15 protein-coding genes and 1 tRNA gene are annotated in these 16,733 nt (G+C 68.8%); 11 read left to right on the forward strand and 5 right to left on the reverse strand.

Annotation, left to right across the window (positions count from 1 at the left end; all coding sequences use genetic code 11):
- Nucleotides 1-107 precede the first annotated feature (107 nt).
- A complete protein-coding gene (locus DSD19_RS20960) occupies nucleotides 108-401 on the forward strand; it encodes a hypothetical protein (protein ID WP_075784415.1) in 294 nt (97 codons plus the stop codon).
- Between the two features lie 11 nt (nucleotides 402-412).
- On the opposite strand, the gene DSD19_RS20965 is transcribed toward DSD19_RS20960, so the two are convergent.
- On the reverse strand, nucleotides 413-1,681 hold the full coding sequence (locus tag DSD19_RS20965; protein ID WP_113671000.1) for an Nramp family divalent metal transporter: 1,269 nt from the start codon (nucleotides 1,679-1,681) through the stop codon (nucleotides 413-415).
- A gap of 236 nt (nucleotides 1,682-1,917) precedes the next feature.
- On the opposite strand from DSD19_RS20965, the gene mntR reads away from it, so the two are divergent.
- Nucleotides 1,918-2,373, forward strand: coding sequence for a manganese-binding transcriptional regulator MntR (gene mntR, locus DSD19_RS20970; protein WP_075784413.1), 456 nt, complete (start codon nucleotides 1,918-1,920; stop codon nucleotides 2,371-2,373).
- 9 nt (nucleotides 2,374-2,382) lie between these two features.
- On the opposite strand, the gene cobU is transcribed toward mntR, so the two are convergent.
- On the reverse strand, nucleotides 2,383-2,889 hold the full coding sequence (cobU, locus tag DSD19_RS20975; protein WP_075784412.1) for a bifunctional adenosylcobinamide kinase/adenosylcobinamide-phosphate guanylyltransferase: 507 nt from the start codon (nucleotides 2,887-2,889) through the stop codon (nucleotides 2,383-2,385).
- A 187-nt stretch (nucleotides 2,890-3,076) separates the two neighbouring features.
- Here cobU and DSD19_RS20980 point away from each other — a divergent pair, with 187 nt between their 5' ends.
- The 5 genes from DSD19_RS20980 (at nucleotide 3,077) to DSD19_RS21000 (ending at nucleotide 7,851) form a co-directional block, all read left to right on the forward strand.
- Complete coding sequence (locus DSD19_RS20980; RefSeq protein WP_075784411.1) at nucleotides 3,077-3,370, forward strand: ribbon-helix-helix domain-containing protein; 294 nt, start codon at nucleotides 3,077-3,079, stop codon at nucleotides 3,368-3,370.
- Nucleotides 3,371-3,475: 105 nt separating this feature from the next.
- Complete coding sequence (locus tag DSD19_RS20985; RefSeq protein WP_075784410.1) at nucleotides 3,476-3,871, forward strand: VOC family protein; 396 nt, start codon at nucleotides 3,476-3,478, stop codon at nucleotides 3,869-3,871.
- Between the two features lie 62 nt (nucleotides 3,872-3,933).
- Entirely contained in the window at nucleotides 3,934-4,458 is a 525-nt protein-coding gene (locus DSD19_RS20990; protein WP_113670982.1) for a twin-arginine translocation signal domain-containing protein, read from the forward strand.
- Nucleotides 4,459-4,485: 27 nt separating this feature from the next.
- Nucleotides 4,486-6,057 carry a GMC family oxidoreductase gene (locus tag DSD19_RS20995; RefSeq protein WP_113670983.1) on the forward strand — a complete coding sequence of 524 codons (1,572 nt, stop codon included), beginning with the start codon at nucleotides 4,486-4,488 and terminating at the stop codon, nucleotides 6,055-6,057.
- Between the two features lie 183 nt (nucleotides 6,058-6,240).
- Nucleotides 6,241-7,851 (forward strand): glucan biosynthesis protein, encoded by a 1,611-nt coding sequence (locus DSD19_RS21000; RefSeq protein WP_243628190.1) that lies wholly within the window; start codon nucleotides 6,241-6,243, stop codon nucleotides 7,849-7,851.
- Between the two features lie 39 nt (nucleotides 7,852-7,890).
- Here DSD19_RS21000 and DSD19_RS21005 read toward each other — a convergent pair whose 3' ends face one another.
- Nucleotides 7,891-10,143, reverse strand: coding sequence for a glycosyl hydrolase (locus DSD19_RS21005; protein WP_165828203.1), 2,253 nt, complete (start codon nucleotides 10,141-10,143; stop codon nucleotides 7,891-7,893).
- Nucleotides 10,144-10,370: 227 nt separating this feature from the next.
- Here DSD19_RS21005 and DSD19_RS22505 point away from each other — a divergent pair, with 227 nt between their 5' ends.
- Nucleotides 10,371-11,648: a threonine/serine exporter ThrE family protein gene (locus DSD19_RS22505; RefSeq protein ID WP_075784406.1), complete on the forward strand. Its 1,278-nt coding sequence runs from the start codon at nucleotides 10,371-10,373 to the stop codon at nucleotides 11,646-11,648.
- Nucleotides 11,649-11,672: 24 nt separating this feature from the next.
- Here the strand turns inward: DSD19_RS22505 and DSD19_RS21015 are convergent, their stop codons facing one another.
- Complete coding sequence (locus DSD19_RS21015; protein WP_075784405.1) at nucleotides 11,673-12,530, reverse strand: N-formylglutamate amidohydrolase; 858 nt, start codon at nucleotides 12,528-12,530, stop codon at nucleotides 11,673-11,675.
- A 153-nt stretch (nucleotides 12,531-12,683) separates the two neighbouring features.
- Here DSD19_RS21015 and DSD19_RS21020 point away from each other — a divergent pair.
- The 3 genes from DSD19_RS21020 to DSD19_RS21030 all read left to right on the forward strand — a co-directional run bounded on the left by DSD19_RS21020 (nucleotide 12,684) and on the right by DSD19_RS21030 (nucleotide 14,890).
- Nucleotides 12,684-12,758 (forward strand) — tRNA-Val (locus DSD19_RS21020).
- Between the two features lie 89 nt (nucleotides 12,759-12,847).
- Complete coding sequence (gene ykgO, locus DSD19_RS21025; RefSeq protein ID WP_075784404.1) at nucleotides 12,848-12,973, forward strand: type B 50S ribosomal protein L36; 126 nt, start codon at nucleotides 12,848-12,850, stop codon at nucleotides 12,971-12,973.
- Between the two features lie 174 nt (nucleotides 12,974-13,147).
- Nucleotides 13,148-14,890, forward strand: a complete 1,743-nt coding sequence (locus DSD19_RS21030; RefSeq protein WP_113670985.1) for an alpha/beta hydrolase — start codon at nucleotides 13,148-13,150, stop codon at nucleotides 14,888-14,890.
- 411 nt (nucleotides 14,891-15,301) lie between these two features.
- On the opposite strand, the gene lpdA is transcribed toward DSD19_RS21030, so the two are convergent.
- Nucleotides 15,302-16,690, reverse strand: coding sequence for a dihydrolipoyl dehydrogenase (gene lpdA / locus DSD19_RS21035; protein WP_113670986.1), 1,389 nt, complete (start codon nucleotides 16,688-16,690; stop codon nucleotides 15,302-15,304).
- Nucleotides 16,691-16,733: the final 43 nt, after the last annotated feature.

Here is a 16,733-nt window from a genome sequence, read left to right on the forward strand (position 1 = left end):
CGTACCCGGCCAGACGGAAGACGGCGTCGCCGCCCGGTGAAAGGCATTCATCACCCTTTCGCCGGGTTTCATGCCACCGAGCCCGTTCGCCACGGAGACCGCCCGCCATGCCAGACCGCGCCAGCCGCACTCCCGCCCGCCGGTCCTGCCCCGGATCCTGCCGCTCGCTCTGTGCCCTCCCGCCCGCCAGGGCGCTGCCGATCCTCGCGGTCGCGCTTGGCGCCTCGGCCTTCCTGTGGCTGGGGCTTGGCGCCGGTCTCGGCCGGCTTGCGGCGGGCGCCGACAGTTCTCCCGTGCTGGCCGAGTTCTGCGTGCTCGGGATCCAGGGCTTCGGGATCTGCGCACTGGCGCTGGCGCTGCTGATCGGCCTGGCCCGCCCGCCCCGCGCCTCGCGGAACTGAAGCGCCCCGCCTCAGGACTGCGCGACCGGCCCGAGGACGGGCAGATCGAGCCCGAAGGCGCCGGCCAGCAGCACCGCGTTGAGGCTCAGCACCACGACCGCGCCCGCAACCGCGAGGCCCCGCACCAGTGGCCCGGCGGCATAGGTCCCCATCACGTCGCGCCGCCCGGCAAAGACGATCAGCGCGATCATCGGCACCGGCAGCGCGATCGACAGGATCACCTGGCTGACGACCAGTGCCTGGGTCGCGTTGACCCCGGCGGCCACAACCGCGAAGGCGGGCAGCATCGTCACCAGCCGCCGCAGCCAGATCGGGATACGCACTCTCAGAAAACCCTGCATGATCATCTGCCCGGCCATGGTGCCGACGACCGAGCTGGAAATGCCCGAAGCGATCAGCGACAGCAGGAACACCCCCGCGGCGGCCGCCCCCAGAAGCGGGGTCAGCGTGTGATAGGCGGTCTCGATCTCTGACACTTCGCTATGGCCGGTGTGAAAGGCGCTGGCCGCCATCATCACCATCGCCATGTTGACGATCCCGGCGACGGCCAGCGCCGCCACCACCTCGACATCGGAAAACCGCAGCACCTTGGCGCGCTCGGCCTCGCTGTGGATGACCGCCCGGGTCTGGGTCAGGCCCGAATGCAGATAGATCGCGTGCGGCATGACGGTGGCGCCGATGATGCCGACGGCAATGGTCAGCGCGGCAGTATCGGGCATCGCCGGTGTCACGAGCCCCAGCCCGGCCGCGCCCCAGTCGATGGGCGCGATCAGGATTTCGGCCAGATAGCAAAGCCCGATGACGCCCACGAGCGCGCCGATGATCAGCTCGATCGGCCGGAAGCCCCGGCCCTGGGCCAGCAGGATCGCATAGGTGACGATGGCGGTGATCGCCATCCCGACGATCAGAGGCAGGTCCAGCAGCAGCGACAACCCGATGGCGCCGCCCAGGAACTCGGCCAGATCGGTGGCCATGGCCGCGATCTCGCTGACCGCCCACATCACGCCCACCAGCGGGCGCGGAAAGTGGTCGCGGCACAGTTCGGCCAGGTTCTTGCCGGTAACGATGCCAAGCCGCGCCGAGAGGCCCTGAAAGAGCATCGCGATCAGGTTCGCCAGCAGAACCACCCACAAAAGCGCATAGCCGTAGCCCGCCCCGGCCTGGATGTTCGTCGCGTAGTTGCCGGGGTCCATATAGGCCACCGAGGCGATCACAGCCGGACCCACGAACAACAGCCGGGCACGCAGCCCGTGACGCTTGCCCGCGAGAACGGCAGACATTTCCAGACGGGTACGGTCGCTCGGGCTCACGGTTTCGTCCTGCGGGCAGGGGGTGAAAGGATGACGGTCGAAATGTAGCCACAGCTATATTTCGTGCAAGTGTATTCATCATGATGATGCGCCTTTGTTTTCCTCCCGCCACGGCAAGAGGGGCTGGTCTGGACCGCCCGGCCCGGGTATATATCGGGGTCTGACAGTCCGGTCGGCCGCGGCGCCGCCCCGGGAGAGGAGACCCGATGCCGCCCGACGCGCCCCCGACCTGCGACCCGCAAACGGACCTCGCCGCCGATGCGCAGCCCGACCGGTTCCAGCGCGCCCGAGAGGCGCAGGCCGTCGCGCTGCTGGAGGATTATGTCGAGATGATCGGCGATCTGATCGCCGAACATGGCGAGGCGCGGGTGGCCGACATCGCCCAGCGGATGGGCGTGGCGCATCCGACCGCCACCAAGGCGGTCTCGCGGCTCAAGCGCGAGGGGCTGGCGGTGTCGCGGCCCTATCGGGGTGTGTTCCTGACCGAAGACGGCGCGGCCCTGGCCGACCGGGTGCGCCAGCGCCACCGGGTGGTGGTCGATCTGCTGGTGGCGGTGGGGGTGCCGCGCGAGACCGCCGAACTTGACGCCGAAGGCATCGAACATCACGTCTCGGACGCGACGCTGCATGCCTTCGAGGGGTTTCTGGACGCGAAGGGCTGAGCGCGGCCGTCACTTCACCCGCAGCGGCAGGCCCGACACCACGAATTCGACCTCGTCGGCCACCGCGGCCACGCGCTGGTTGACCCAGCCCTGGGCATCGCGAAAGGCCCGCGCCAGCGCGTTTTCCGGCACGATGCCCATGCCGACCTCGTTGGAGACCAGCACCACCGGCGCCTGCTGGCGCAACAGCGCCGCGGTCAGGGCCTCGGCCTCGGGTTCCCAGTCCTGACCGGCGAACATGTGATTGGACAGCCACAACGTCAGGCAATCGACCAGACGGGGCCCGGCGCCGTCGCTGCGGTCGAGCGCGCCGACCAGATCGAGCGGTTCCTCGATCAGCGTCCAGCCCGGCCCCCGCACCGCCCGGTGGCGGGCCACGCGGTCGCGCATCTCGTCATCCTGCGGGTCCGAGGTGGCGATATAGACCGGCACGCCCGGCATCGCCCGCACCCGCGCCTCGGCATGACTGCTCTTGCCCGACCGGGCCCCGCCGGTCACCAGAACGATCCGTCCCATCGCGCTCTCCTCTTGCCGCAAGGCGCTGCATAGCCCGCGAGGCGGGGCGCTTCAATCGCCGCCCGGGAAGAGTCCGGCACGGTTCGTGCTTGGGGACGCGCGTGGAATTGGTATAAACTTCGAACCGGACAGGACGGGCGGCCGCCGGATCCGGACGAAGACCGCGCCGCAGGGAAGGAGACATGCCATGTGCCAGATCTTTGCGGGTCAGGACCCCGAACGCTATCGGTCCACCACGCGGCGGCTGCGGCTGAACGGGCAAAGCACCAGCATCCGGCTGGAAAACAGCTTCTGGGCGATCCTCGACGAAATCGCCCTGTCCGAAGGCGTGACGACGCCCGCCTTCATCTCGAAGCTGCATGCCGAGGTGCTGGAACTGCATGGCGAGCCGTCCAATTTCACCTCGCTCCTGCGCTGCACCTGCCTGATCTTCCGCGAGACCGTTCCGGCGCGCGGCCCGATGGCGATGGCCGCCGAATAGCACCGAACGGAAGGCCCGCGCGGTAGTATCAAGCTACTACCCGCGCCCTCCCCGCCTCGCGCTAGGATCATTCCGAACGGAAGACCCAGCGAGAAGGGGACCATCTTGGCCAAGGCGATCCACAGCATGATCCGGGTGCTCGACGAAGAGCGGTCGGTCGCGTTCTACGACAAGGCCTTCGGGCTCAAGGTCGCGGACCGGCTCGACTTCCCGGAGTTCACGCTGATCTACATGAGCAACCCGGAAACCGAATTCGAGGTCGAACTGACCGTCAACAAGGGCCGGACCGAGCCCTATGACCTGGGCGACGGCTATGGTCATCTCGCCGTCTCGGTCGAGGATCTCGAGGCCGAGCATGCGCGCTTCGAGGCCGAGGGCCTCGCCCCCCGCAAGCTGGTCGCCTTCGCGCCTGCAGGCGAGGTGATCGCGCGGTTCTTCTTCGTTGCCGACCCGGACGGCTACCAGATCGAGGTGCTGGAACGCGGCGGCCGATTCAAATGACCAGATAACGACAAGATACCGGGCGGTTGGGACCCCGCCCGTCTGTCCAGGGAGGAGACCAGATGACAGACCAGCAAGCCGTCCGGGCATTGACCCGGCGCCAGCTTCTTGCGCGCGCCAGCGCGGCGGGGGCGACTTTGGTGGTGGGGGCGGGCTTCGTTGCCGCGCCCGACGCCGCCTGGGCGCTGGAAACCGCCGCGCTGAAACCCGAAACCTTCGCGACCCTCGTGCAGATGGCGCGCGACATCTACCCCCATGACCGGGTCGGCACCGAATATTACGCGGTCGCGGTCAAGGGCTACGACACCGCCGAGGCCGCGCCCATGGTCGAGGCCGGGATCGCCGCGCTGGACGCGGCCGCCCGGGGCCATGGCTTCGGCAGCTACCTGGGCACCGGCTGGGAAAGCGACCGCGCCGCAATCCTGCGCGGGATCGAGGACAGCCCGTTCTTTCAGACCGTGCGCGGCGGGCTCGTGACCGGGCTTTATAACCAGAAAGCGCTTTGGCCGCTCTTTGGCTACGAGGGCGAGAGCTATTCGAAGGGCGGCTATCTGCACCGCGGCTTCGACGACATCGCCTGGCTCTGAGCCATCGCCAGTCAGGGAGGAACGGACATGGCTGCGAAATTCGACAAGACCGACGACAGTGTGGTCGTCATCATCGGCACCGGCGCGGGCGGCGGGGTGCTGGCCAACGAACTGGCCCAGAAGGGCATCAAGGTCGTGGCACTCGAGGCCGGCGGGCGCTACATGCCCGAGGATTTCATCAACGACGAATGGGAAAGCTTCGGCCAGCTTGCCTGGACCGACCCGCGCACCACCTCGGGCGACTGGCGCGTGGCGCGCGATTTCCCGGCCCTGCCCGCCTGGATCGTCAAGGCGGTGGGCGGCACCACGACCCACTGGGCCGGGGCCTCGCTGAGGTTTCAGGAGCATGAGTGGAAGGGCAAGACCACCTATGGCCCGGTCCAGGGCGCGAACCTTCTCGACTGGCCGATCGACGCGGCCGAGATGACGCCCTGGTACGATCTGGCCGAGAAGAAGCTTGGCGTGACCCGCACCAACGGCCTGCCCGGCCTGCCGGGGAACAACAACTACAAGGTCTTCGAGGCAGGCGCGCTGGCGCTTGGCTACAAGGAGGTCAGCACCGGCCGGATGGCGATCAACTCGGTCGAGCGCGACGGGCGCGTCAGCTGCCAGCAGACGGGGTTCTGTTTCCAGGGCTGCAAATGGGGCGCCAAATGGTCCTCGGCCTATACCGACATCCCGCGCGGCGAAGAGACCGGCAATCTCGAGGTCCGCGACCGGTCGCATGCCGCGCGCATCCTGCATGACGCGGCCGGCAAGGTGACCGGGGTCGAGTATTTCGACGCCGAGGGCAACCTGCAGATGCAGAAGGCGCGGATCGTCTGCGTCGCCGGGAACTCGTTCGAAAGCCCGCGGCTTCTGCTCAATTCGGCCTCGTCGATGTTCCCCGACGGGCTGGCCAATTCCTCGGGTCAGGTCGGGCGCAACTACATGCGGCACATGACCGGGTCGGTCTATGGGACCTTCGAAAAGCCGGTCAGGATGTGGCGCGGCACGACCATGGCCGGGATCGTCCGCGACGAGGCGCGCCACGATCCCTCGCGCGGCTTCGTCGGCGGCTACGAGCTGGAAACCCTGAGCCTCGGGCTGCCCTTCATGGCCGCCTTCCTCGACCCGGGCGGCTGGGGGCGCGAATTCACCTCGGCGCTCGACGCCTACGAGACCATGGCGGGCATGTGGATCGTCGGCGAGGACATGCCGCAGGAAACCAACCGCGTCACGCTCAACCACGACGTGACCGACCAGCACGGCCTGCCGGTGGTCGATGTGCATTTCGACGATCACCCGAACGACCGCGCGATGCGTGCCCATGCCTATGCTCAGGGCCGCGCGATCTACGAGGCGGTGGGCGCGACCCGCACCTTCCCGACTCCGCCCTATCCCTCGACCCACAACCTCGGCACCAACCGGATGTCGGAGAACCCGAGGGACGGCGTGGTGAACCGCTGGGGGCAGACCCATGACGTGTCGAACCTCTTCGTCTCGGACGGCTCGCAATTCACCACCGGCGCGGCCGAGAACCCGACCCTGACCATCGTCGCGCTGGCGATCCGTCAGGCCGACCATATCGCCCGCGAGATGTCGGCACGGACGATCTGACGCCGACCCGAAGGGCCGGGCGGCAAAGCCCGGCCCTCTTTCCGTCCCCGGGCCACCAGCCGCCCGCCCGGCGGCATCGCGGCGCGGCACCGCCCAAGACCCGATCTTCAGCTTGATTTGGCCCGCGAATCCACCACATCCCTCGGACGACGCCCCGCCGGGGCCGCCGCCAAGGAGCCCATCGTGCCGACTGTCCGCCCGACCGCCTACCGCCTTCTGACGAGTGTCCTCTTCGCCGCCGCCACGTCCGTCGCGCTTGCCCCCCTGGCCTCGGCCGATCGGGTCCCCGCGCCCCCCGGCACCACGCCGGCGCTTTCGGGTCCGGTTCTGGCCGCCCCCGCGGCCTTCAGCTACGACGTGCTGGCCGCCCGCGCCGCCGCGCTGGCCGCCCAGCCTTACGTGCCGACGCCGGTGCATCAGGCCGACGTGCTGCAAAAGATCGACTATGACGAACACTGGAAGATCCGGTTCCGCCCCGAGGCCTCGCTCATGCTGGGGGGTACCCCGGCGCAGTTCTTCCATCTGGGCACCTATTTCCGCCAGCCGGTGAAGATCTTCCTGGTCGAGGACGGCGCCGCCCGCGAGGTGGTCTACAACACCGACTATTTCGACATGCCCGAAGACAGCCCGGCCCATGCGCTGAAGCCCGATGCGGGCTTTGCCGGGTTCCGCCTGATGCGGCCCGACATGAAATCCGACTGGATCTCGTTTCTGGGCGCGGCCTATTTCCGTTCGGACGGAGCGCTGAAGCAATACGGGCTGTCGGCACGCGGCATCGCGCTGAATACCGGCATGTCGGTGCCCGAGGAATTCCCGCGCTTTACCGAATTCTATCTCGAACCCGCCGGGGACGGCCGCACCGTCGTCAACGCGCTGATGGACGGGCCAAGCGTCGCGGGCGCCTACCGGATGGTGCTGCGCGACCGGCCCGGACAGGGGCAGGTGATGGACATCACCGCCAAGCTCTTCTTCCGCGCCCCGGTCGAGCGGCTGGGGATCGCGCCCCTCACCTCGATGTTCTGGTATTCCGAAAGCAACCGCTTCCAGTCCGCGGACTGGCGCCCCGAGGTGCATGATACCGACGGGCTGATGATCGAGACCGGGTCGGGCGAACATATCTGGCGCCCGCTGAACAACCCCGACCGGGTCGTGACGTCGAGCTATTTCGACCGCGACATCAAGGGCTTCGGGCTGATCCAGCGGGATCGCGATTTCGACAATTACCAGGATGACGGGGTGTTCTACGACAAGCGCCCCGCGGTCTGGGTCGAACCGACCTCACCCTGGGGCGCCGGTGCCGTGCAGCTGATCGAGATCCCGACCGATGACGAGATCTTCGACAATATCGTGGCCTTCTGGAATCCCGAAACCGCGCCGCAGGCAGGCGACGAAATGGACTTTTCCTACCGTCTGCACTGGACCGCGACCCCGCCGGTCGAGATGAAGCTGGCCCATACCGTCGCGACCCGGATCGGCAATGGCGGCGTGCCCGGCCAGCCCCGGCCCGAGAACCAGATCAAGGTGGTGGTCGATTTCGAGGGCCCCGCGCTGGACGGGCTGACCCGGAAGGACGGGATCCTGCCCGAGGTCTCTGCGCCAGAGGGCGTCGAGTTGATCAACCCCTATGTGCTGCCGGTGGTGGGCACCGATCGCTGGCGGATGGTGTTCGACCTCAAGGCGCCGCCCGGCACCGGGACGGTGGACCTGCGGGCCTATCTGGCGCGCGACGGCAAGCCGCTGACCGAAACCTGGCTCGGGCAGATCCATCCCGACCAGATCGACCGGCTGCGCTGAGGCGCGCCGGTCCGGCCCCGACATGACGGGTCTGGGCGCTCAGACGATCTGCAGATCGTCGATCAGCGCCCAGACCGAAGAGATCCCCTCGACCACGATCCCGTTTCCGGCACCGAAATCGAACATCAGACCGGCGCCGGTCACGCTGGCAAGGCCCGGCACCCCGGCCAGATCGGGCGGCGTGCCCCCCCAAAGCGCGTGGTCGAGCCTGAGCGTATCGAGATCGTCCTCGAAATCCGCGATCCGGTCCCAGCCGCCGGTGAAGATGAAAAGATCGGCCCCGGCGCCGCCGATCAGCAGGTCGGACCCCGCCCCGCCATCCAGCAGGTCGGCCCCCTCGCCGCCGTCGAGCCAGTCGTTGCCCGCCCCGCCCCAAAGCCGGTCGTCCCCGGCGCCGCCCACAAGCCCGTCGTCGCCCGCCCCGCCCGACAGCGTGTCCCGCCCGCCAAGCCCGCAAAGGTAGCTGGCCCCCGCATTGCCGATCAGGACGTTGGCCAGGGCGTTGCCGGTGCCGTCAAGCGCGGCGCTGCCGCCCAGCGTCAGCTGTTCGACATGATCGCCAAGCGTCCAGCTGACGCTGGCACAGACCCGGTCCCAGCCCTCGCCCGGCCGCTCGAACGTCCGGTCGCCGGGGGTGTCGACCGCATAGATGTCATCGCCCGCCCCGCCCTCCAGCAGGTCGGCCCCGGCCCCGCCCCACAGCCGGTCGTGGCCCGCGCCGCCCAGCAGCCAGTCGCCCCCCGCCCCGCCCTGAAGCGTGTCGTTGCCGCCGGCGCCCTGCAGGGTGTCGTGGCCACCCCGCCCGTCCAGGAGGTTGGCCGCGCCGTTGCCGGTCAGGACGTTGGCCAGCGCATTGCCGGTGCCGTCAAGCGCGGCGCCGCCGCCCAGCGTCAGCTGTTCGACATGATCGCCAAGCGTCCAGCTGACGCTGGCACAGACCCGGTCCCAGCCCTCGCCCGGCCGCTCGAACGTCCGGTCGCCGGGGGTGTCGACCGCATAGATGTCATCGCCCGCCCCGCCCTCCAGCAGGTCGGCCCCGGCCCCGCCCCACAGCCGGTCGTGGCCCGCGCCGCCCAGCAGCCAATCCTCGCCCGCGCCGCCCTGCAAAGTGTCGTCGCCCTCCCGCCCGTCCAGGCGGTTGGCCGCGCCGGTGCCGGTCAGGACGTTGCCCAGCGCATTGCCGGTGCCGTCAAGCGCTGCGCCGCCGGTCAGGGTCAGCTGCTCGACATGATCGCCCAGCACCCAGTTGAGGCTGGCCGAAACGCGGTCCCAGCCCTCGCCCGGACGCTCGATCAGCGTGCTTGCCGCCGACAGGACCACGTAAAGATCGTTGCCGGTGCCGCCCTCCAGCCGATCGCCCCCGGTCCCGCCCTGCAACGTGTCGTTGCCCGCCTCGCCCCGCAGGGTGTCGGCGCCGCCGCCGCCCGAAAGCAGGTCGTCGCCCGCGCCGCCCAGGACCAGCTCGGCCCCCGCGGTGCCGGTCAGCCGGTCGTCACCCGCGCCCCCGGCGATCGGAGGCGGCGCCCCGGGCGCGGTCAGCTGGGCGAAGGTCCGCCCCACCTCGGTCAGGTTGCCCGCCGCGTCGAAGAGCCCGCTGTTCAGATACCAGCCGTCGCCGCCCTCACAGGCGGCAAACCAGGCATGCCGTTCGACGAAGTCCAGATCGTCCATCATCTCGGTCGCGGCCCGGGCGAAGGCGGCCTGGTCGGCGGCGCTGAAGCTGCGCGCGCCGGTCCAGTCGGCCAGCACCCATTCGGTCACCCAGACCGGCTTGTCATACTGGTCATGGACGGCCTTCAGCCAGGCCTCGAACTCGGCCACGTCGCCACTGTCGGAATAGTAGTGCACGGCGATGAAATCGACAGTCTGGCCGCGCGCCTCGGCCCCTGCCACGAACCGGCCGAGCCAGGACCCCTCGCCCAGCGTCTGGTCCAGCGAGGCGGCGGGCGAGCCAAGCCGCAGCCCGGTCGCCGCCAGCGCCGCCCAGAGATCCAGCGCCTGCGCGACGCTCATGTCCGCCTGGCGGTCGAGGTCGGGCTCGTTGAACCCCAGAAGCGCCGTCGCCCCCGAGGCCCGGATGCGCTCCAGCGCTTCGGGCGTCACCAGCCGCTCGTCCCAGGTCATGCCGACGAACTCGACGGTCCCGGGCGCGGGATCGGCATCGTAAAGCGCCCAGTCCGACCAGGTGTAATACCAGGCGACCCCGACGCTTTCGAGGTCGTTCAGCGCGCTGCCCAGGGAATCGCGGTCCCAGGTGCCAAGTCCGATCTTCTCGGGATGCTCGATGCTCATGCCTGCCGTCCGTCCGGGATGCCCCTGCCCAGACCGGAGGAGGTGCCACGGCCGGGTGCTGCGCTGCGGCCGGAATTGCAGCCAAATCATGGAAATCAAGACTGTTTTTAGTCGATACCGGGTCGAGCCCAGCCCGGTCTTGCGCCGGGACGCGCAAAATGGCCTTGCCCTCGGGCGGCAGGACCACAATTGGGAGGGCACGAACCATTGCGCACAGGCAGGCGGGCATGACACGAAGCTCGGACCCGGTGGTGCTGCGGCACCGACACCTCGAACAGATCGCGATGACCGCGCTGCAGGCCGGTGTGCTGCTGACCGAAACGGGGGGCAAATCGCTTCTGGTCAAGGAGGGGATGCGCAAGATCGCCGAGGGACTCGGCGCCGAAGAGGTGCATGCGCGGATCGGCTTTGCCTCGCTCGCGATCACCGTCACCCATGGCGAGAACACCATCACCCGGATGACCGGCACTGGCGGGCATGGGGTCAACATGCGGCTGAACCATGCCATCCGCGATCTCTGCGTCGAGGTCGAGAAGGGCGGCCAGACCGCAGAGCAGGTCCGCGAGGCGCTGACCAGGCTGAAAGCCGGGACGCCGCACCACCCGCGGGTGGTGATCGCGCTGGCCGCGGGCATCGCCTGCGCCGCCTTCGGGCGGCTGCTGGGGGTCGACTGGGCGGCGTTCGGACCGGTGCTGGCGGCCAGCACCGCCGCGCAATGGGTCCGGGTCAGCCTGCTGCGCCGGGGCACCAACACCTTTGTGCTGACCGCCCTCGTCGCCTGCCTCGCGGCCAGCCTCGCGGGGCTGCTGGCGATCCCGGCGGGCAGCCACATGATCGAGACGGCGATGACGGCAGCGGTGCTGCTGCTGGTGCCCGGGGTCCCCGCGATGAACGCGCAGACCGACATCATGGAGGGTCATCCGACCACCGGCAGCGCGCGCTTTGTGACCGTCGGGATGATCCTCGTCTTCATCACGGTCGGGATCTCGGCCGCGCGGCTTCTGGTCCCGGCCCTGCCCGACCAGATCTTCGAGCCGCAGCGGTCGGTTCTGCATCAGGCGATCTTCGGCGCGGTCGCGGCGGCGGGGTTCGGGGTCCTGTTCAACTTCGGCTGGGTCCGGCTGGTCTGGGCGGCGGCGGCCGGCGCGCTGGCGCTGGCGGTGCGCACCGTCGGCATGGATCTGGGCTGGAGCCTCGAGGCCGCCTCTTTCGCCGCCGCCGCTGCGGTCGCGCTGGGGGTCGAGATCCTGTCCCTGCCGCGGCTTCGGGTGGCGCGGATGGGCACCGCGCTGGCGGTGGCGGGCTGCATCCCGATGATCCCGGGCGGGGCGGCCACGCAATGCATCATCGGCCTTCTGACCCTGACCGCCGAGGACCCGGCGACCGCCGCCGAAACGCTGGGCATGACCGCCTCGGCCGGGCTGCGGGTGGCCTTCACCATCGGCGCGATCGGTGCCGGGCTGACCATCGTGCGCAGCCTCTTCCGCCGGTCGGATTTCGTCTGAGAGCGTCCCCTTCCGAAGGTCGCGCTATTCGGCGGCCAGCGGCACCTCGCCCGGGCGGCCAATCTGGGTCAGCGTGCCGACCACCTGGCCCAGAAGCCGCCGCACCGCGTCGAAATCGGCATTCGGGCGCACCGTGGCCTCGTCCATGTAAAGCGAGCGGTCGATCTCGACCTGAACCGCGTGGCGCCGCCGCGAGGGCAGGCCATAGCGCTGGGTGATATAGGCCCCGGCAAAGGGCGCGTTGCGCCCGACCCTGAGCCCCGCATTGGAAAAGGCCTGCTCGATCCGGTCGACGATCTCGCCCCCGGCCGAAGTGCCGAACCGGTCGCCCAGAACGACCTCGGGACGTGGCCGCCCGCCCGCCCGTGCGCTTTCGATGGCTTCGCGCGGCATCGAGTGACAGTCGATCAATATCGATTCGCCGAACCGGGCCAGCGCCTCCTCGACCAGCGATTCGAGTTGCCGGTGATAGGGCCGCCAGCAAGTCTCGATCCGGGTCTCGGCCTCGGTCAGGGCGATCTTGCCGCGATAGATGGCGCGACCGTTTGCCACGACCCGGGGGATCACCCCCAGCCCCGAGCTGATCCGCGGATTGTGTCCGGCCAGCCGCGCCCCGTCGATGACGGCAGGGTCGAGTTCCTCGGCCGCGCGGTTCAGATCGACATAGGCGCGCGGGGCCGAGGCCACGATCAGCGGCGCGCCATGCTCCGGCGCATCGGAAAACAGCAAATCGACGAAGGCATCCTCGGACGACCGCACCGCACGTTCGTCCAGCACCGTCTGGCGCAGGAACGACCAAGAATAGTCCCGCCCGCTATGGGGCGAGGAAAATACAACGCTGGTGGTCGGCCAGTCCGGCCGGAAAAGCTTGAACGCCTGCACGCCGCCACGTCCTCCTTCGAATGTTTATAACGGTATTTCGCGGCCGACCAAAAGCCCTTGCACCCTCCTCCGACTCCTTTTATAGACCTGCGAACCGACGCGGTCCCGCCCGCGTCCGTTTTCTTTCGGGCAGGCGGGAATGCATCGGAGACCGGGCGGTTAGCTCAGCGGTAGAGCACTACGTTGACATCGTAGGGGTCACTGGTTCGATCCCAGTACCGCCCACCATAGAGTTTCTGCCCCTGCGGTGCATGCCCAGGGTCAGCCCTTGAAACCCACGAGGCGCACGGACGCGCCGCGACATGAGGAGAAGGCCGATGAAGGTCCGCAACTCGCTCCGCTCGCTCAAGCAGCGTCATCGCGACTGCCGCGTTGTGCGCCGCAAGGGCCGGGTCTATGTCATCAACAAGACCCAGCGCCGCTACAAGGCCCGTCAGGGCTGAGCGCCGCACAAGGACAAGATCGCATCTGTGATCGCGAAACGCCTCGAACCCCGGTTCGGGGCGTTTTCCTGTGACGTTGCGGGAGGATTGTCGCTGCAGCGCCGCGTTGCTATCGCGGAGACGACACGCCGGCCTGTCAGACCGGCGACGGATCGAGCGACAGAGAGGCAGGGCATGACCGCACCGAACGGCCATCCGAAACACGACCACCCCTACGAAACCGCCGACCGGGCCGGACGCGCGATGCTGGCGCGGATGACCTCGGGGGCCTCGCTGAACGCGGCAGCCGCCGCCTGGGCCGACTGGGCCAGCCATCTGGCCCGCGCCCCGGGCCGCCAGATGGAACTGGCCGAGCGCGCGATGCGCAACGGCGCCAAGCTGGCGGCGCATGCCGCCGGCCTGACGCGGGACGACCCGCCGTTCCGCCCCCGCGCCGAGGATCACCGCTTTTCCCATCCCGGCTGGTCGACCCCGCCCTTCTCGATCTGGCAGCAGGCGTTCCTGGCCGCGCAGGACTGGTGGGATGCCGCCGCCGAACCGGCCCGCGGCACCGACCCGCACAACAGCGACCGGGTCGCCTTCATGGCGCGGCAGATGCTGGACGTGCTGTCGCCCTCGAACGTGCCGCTGACCAACCCCGAGATCCTGCAGGAAACCGTCCGCACCGGCGGCGGCAACCTGATGCAGGGGATGCGCCACCTGGCCGAGGACATCCGCGCCCAGGCCACCGCCACCCCCGCCGAGACAGCGAGCGGCTTCGCCGTGGGCCGCAACCTCGCGGTCACCGAGGGTCAGGTGGTCTTTCGCAACGAGCTGTTCGAGCTGATCCAGTACGCCCCCCGCACCGAAAAGGTGCATCCCGAGCCGGTGCTGATCGTGCCCGCCTGGATCATGAAATACTACATCCTCGACCTCAGCCCGGAAAACTCGCTGATCGGCTATCTGGTCGCGCAGGGCTTCACCGTCTTTGCGATGTCCTGGGTGAACCCCTCGGCCGATTATCGCGACGTGTCGCTGGACGATTACCGCCGCGACGGCGTGATGGCCGCGCTCGACGCGGTCGGCAAGGTCATGCCCGGGCAGAAGATCCATGCCTGCGGCTATTGCCTCGGCGGCACTATCCTGTCGATCGCCGCCGCCACCATGGCGCGGGACGGCGACGACCGGCTGGGGTCGATCACGCTGCTGGCGGCACAGACCGATTTCACCGAAGCGGGCGAGCTGATGCTCTTTCTCGACGAAAGCCAGGTGGCCTTCCTCGAGGACATGATGTGGGACCAGGGCTATCTGGCGCAGGAACAGATGGCGGGCGCGTTCCGGGCGCTGAGGGACGAGGATCTGGTCTGGACCCGCGCCGTGAGCCGCTACCTGATGGGCAAGGAGGACGAGGCCTTCGACATCACGGTCTGGAACGCCGACGCGACGCGGATGCCCGCGAAGATGCATTCCGACTATCTGCGCGCGCTTTTCCTCGACAACCGGCTGACCTCGGGCCGGTTCGCGGTCGAGGGCCAGGTGATCGCGCTGAAGGACATCCGCGCGCCGATGTTCGTGATCGGTACCGAGAAGGACCATATCGCCCCCTGGCATTCGGTCTACAAGGTGGCGCTTTTCACCCAGAACGAGCTGACCTTCGTGCTGACCAAGGGCGGCCATAACGGCGGCATCCTGTCCGAGCCCGGTCACAAGGGCCGCCATTACCGGATCGGCTGCCGGACGCCCGAGACCCGCTATACCGACCCCGACAGCTGGTATGCCCGCCATCCGGCGACCGAGGGGTCCTGGTGGCCGGAATGGGCGCGCTGGCTGGCCGGCAAGACCGGCCCGGCCGAGGCGGCCCCGCCCGCCATGGGGGCGCCCGATGCCGGTCTGCCGCCGCTTTGCCCCGCGCCGGGCACCTATGTCTTCATGAAATAGCGGGCTCCGGAAGCGCCGGGCCTCCGGCCACCGCCAGGAAAGACGGCCCGCCAATCGCGGGTCGTTCGCTATCGGGCGCCTGGCGGTCAGTCGCCTTGGGCGCCCGGCGATGGCCGATGAGATCCAAGGCCCTCATATCGGCTTTGCGAGAGGCGGCCGCATCGACGCCCTGACAGCCCCGATGGTGCGGCCAGAGCGCCTCCGGCGATCTTGCCATGGTCGGCCGGAACCAAGGCGGCACGCACCCCGCAATTTTCCGCACCGGGCGCGACGGACACCGAAGGCAAGGCCGTAGAACGCTTTGGCTCGCAGGTCGCGTTCCCCCAAGCCGGGCGGGCCGTCATGCTCCCTGGCATGACGAGGGGCGGCGGCCCGGTTCGGCCACCGCCCCTTGCGGATCCTGCCCCGTCCTCAGCTGTGGATCGGGCCGTCGCCGCAAGCGAGCGCCGCCTCGCGCACCGCTTCCGAATAGGTCGGATGGGCGTGGCAGGTGCGGGCGATGTCCTCGGCCGCGGCGCCGAATTCCATCGCGACGCAGATCTCGTGGATCAGGTCGCCCGCCGACGGCCCGAGGATATGGGCGCCGAGGATGCGGTCGGTTTCGGCATCGACGAGGATCTTGACGAAACCGTCGGCGGCGAAATTGGCCTTGGCCCGGCCGTTGCCCATGAAGGAGAACTTGCCGACCTTGTAGGCGCGGCCCGCTTCCTTGAGGCTGTCCTCGGTCTGGCCGACGGCGGCGACCTCGGGATGGGTGTAGATGACGCCGGGGATCACGCCGTAATTCACATGGCCCGCCTGTCCGGCAAGGATCTCGGCCACGGCCATGCCCTCGTCCTCGGCCTTGTGGGCGAGCATCGGCCCCTCGATCACGTCGCCGATCGCGTAGATGCCGTCGACCGAGGTCTTGTAATGGGCATCGGTCGCGATCTGGCCGCGCTTGGTCAGCTGCAGGCCCAGCGCGTCGAGCCCGAGCCCGTCGGTGAAAGGCTTGCGGCCGGTCGCGACCAGCACGACGTCGGCGTCGAGCATGTGTTCGCTGTCGTCTTTGCGCAGCTTGTAGGCGACCTTGGCCTTGGTCTTCAGCGCCTCGGCCGACTGGACCGCCGCGCCGGTGACGATGTCGAGCCCCTGACGCTTGAGGAGCGAGCGGAAGCTGCGGGCAACCTCGGTGTCGATGCCGGGGGTGATCTGGTCGAGATATTCCAGCACCGTAACCTCGGCCCCGAGGCGCGCGTAGACCGAGCCCAGTTCCAGCCCGATCACGCCCGCGCCGATCACGATCATCTTCTTCGGCACCTTCGGCAGCGCCAGCGCGCCGGTCGAGGTGACGATCGTCTTCTCGTCGATCTCGATGCCCGGCAGGCTCGAGGCTTCGGACCCGCTGGCGATGACGATATGCTTGGCCTTGTGGGTCTCGTCGCCCACCTTGACCAGCCCCGCCTCGGGGATCGAGCCCCAGCCCTTGAGCCAGTCGATCTTGTTCTTCTTGAACAGGAATTCGATCCCCTTGGTGTTCTGGCCGATGACGTCGTCCTTGTAGGACAGCATCTGCGCCCAGTCGACCGAGGGCGGCTTGCCCTTCAGGCCCATCTTCTCGAAATTGTGCTGGGCCTCGTGCAGCTGGTGCGAGGCGTGCAGAAGCGCCTTGGAGGGGATGCAGCCCACGTTCAGGCAGGTGCCGCCCAGCGTTTCGCGGCCTTCGACACAGGCGGTTTTCAGGCCAAGCTGGGCGCAGCGGATGGCACAGACATAGCCTCCCGGGCCGGAGCCGATCACGATCACATCATAGCTTGCCATTCGGGGCCTCCTTTACGGGCGGGTGTTGGGATGGCGGCGGGGG

The sequence above is a fragment of the Rhodovulum sp. BSW8 genome (genome assembly GCF_003314725.1).
Taxonomy (GTDB): Bacteria; Pseudomonadota; Alphaproteobacteria; order Rhodobacterales; family Rhodobacteraceae; genus Rhodovulum; species Rhodovulum visakhapatnamense.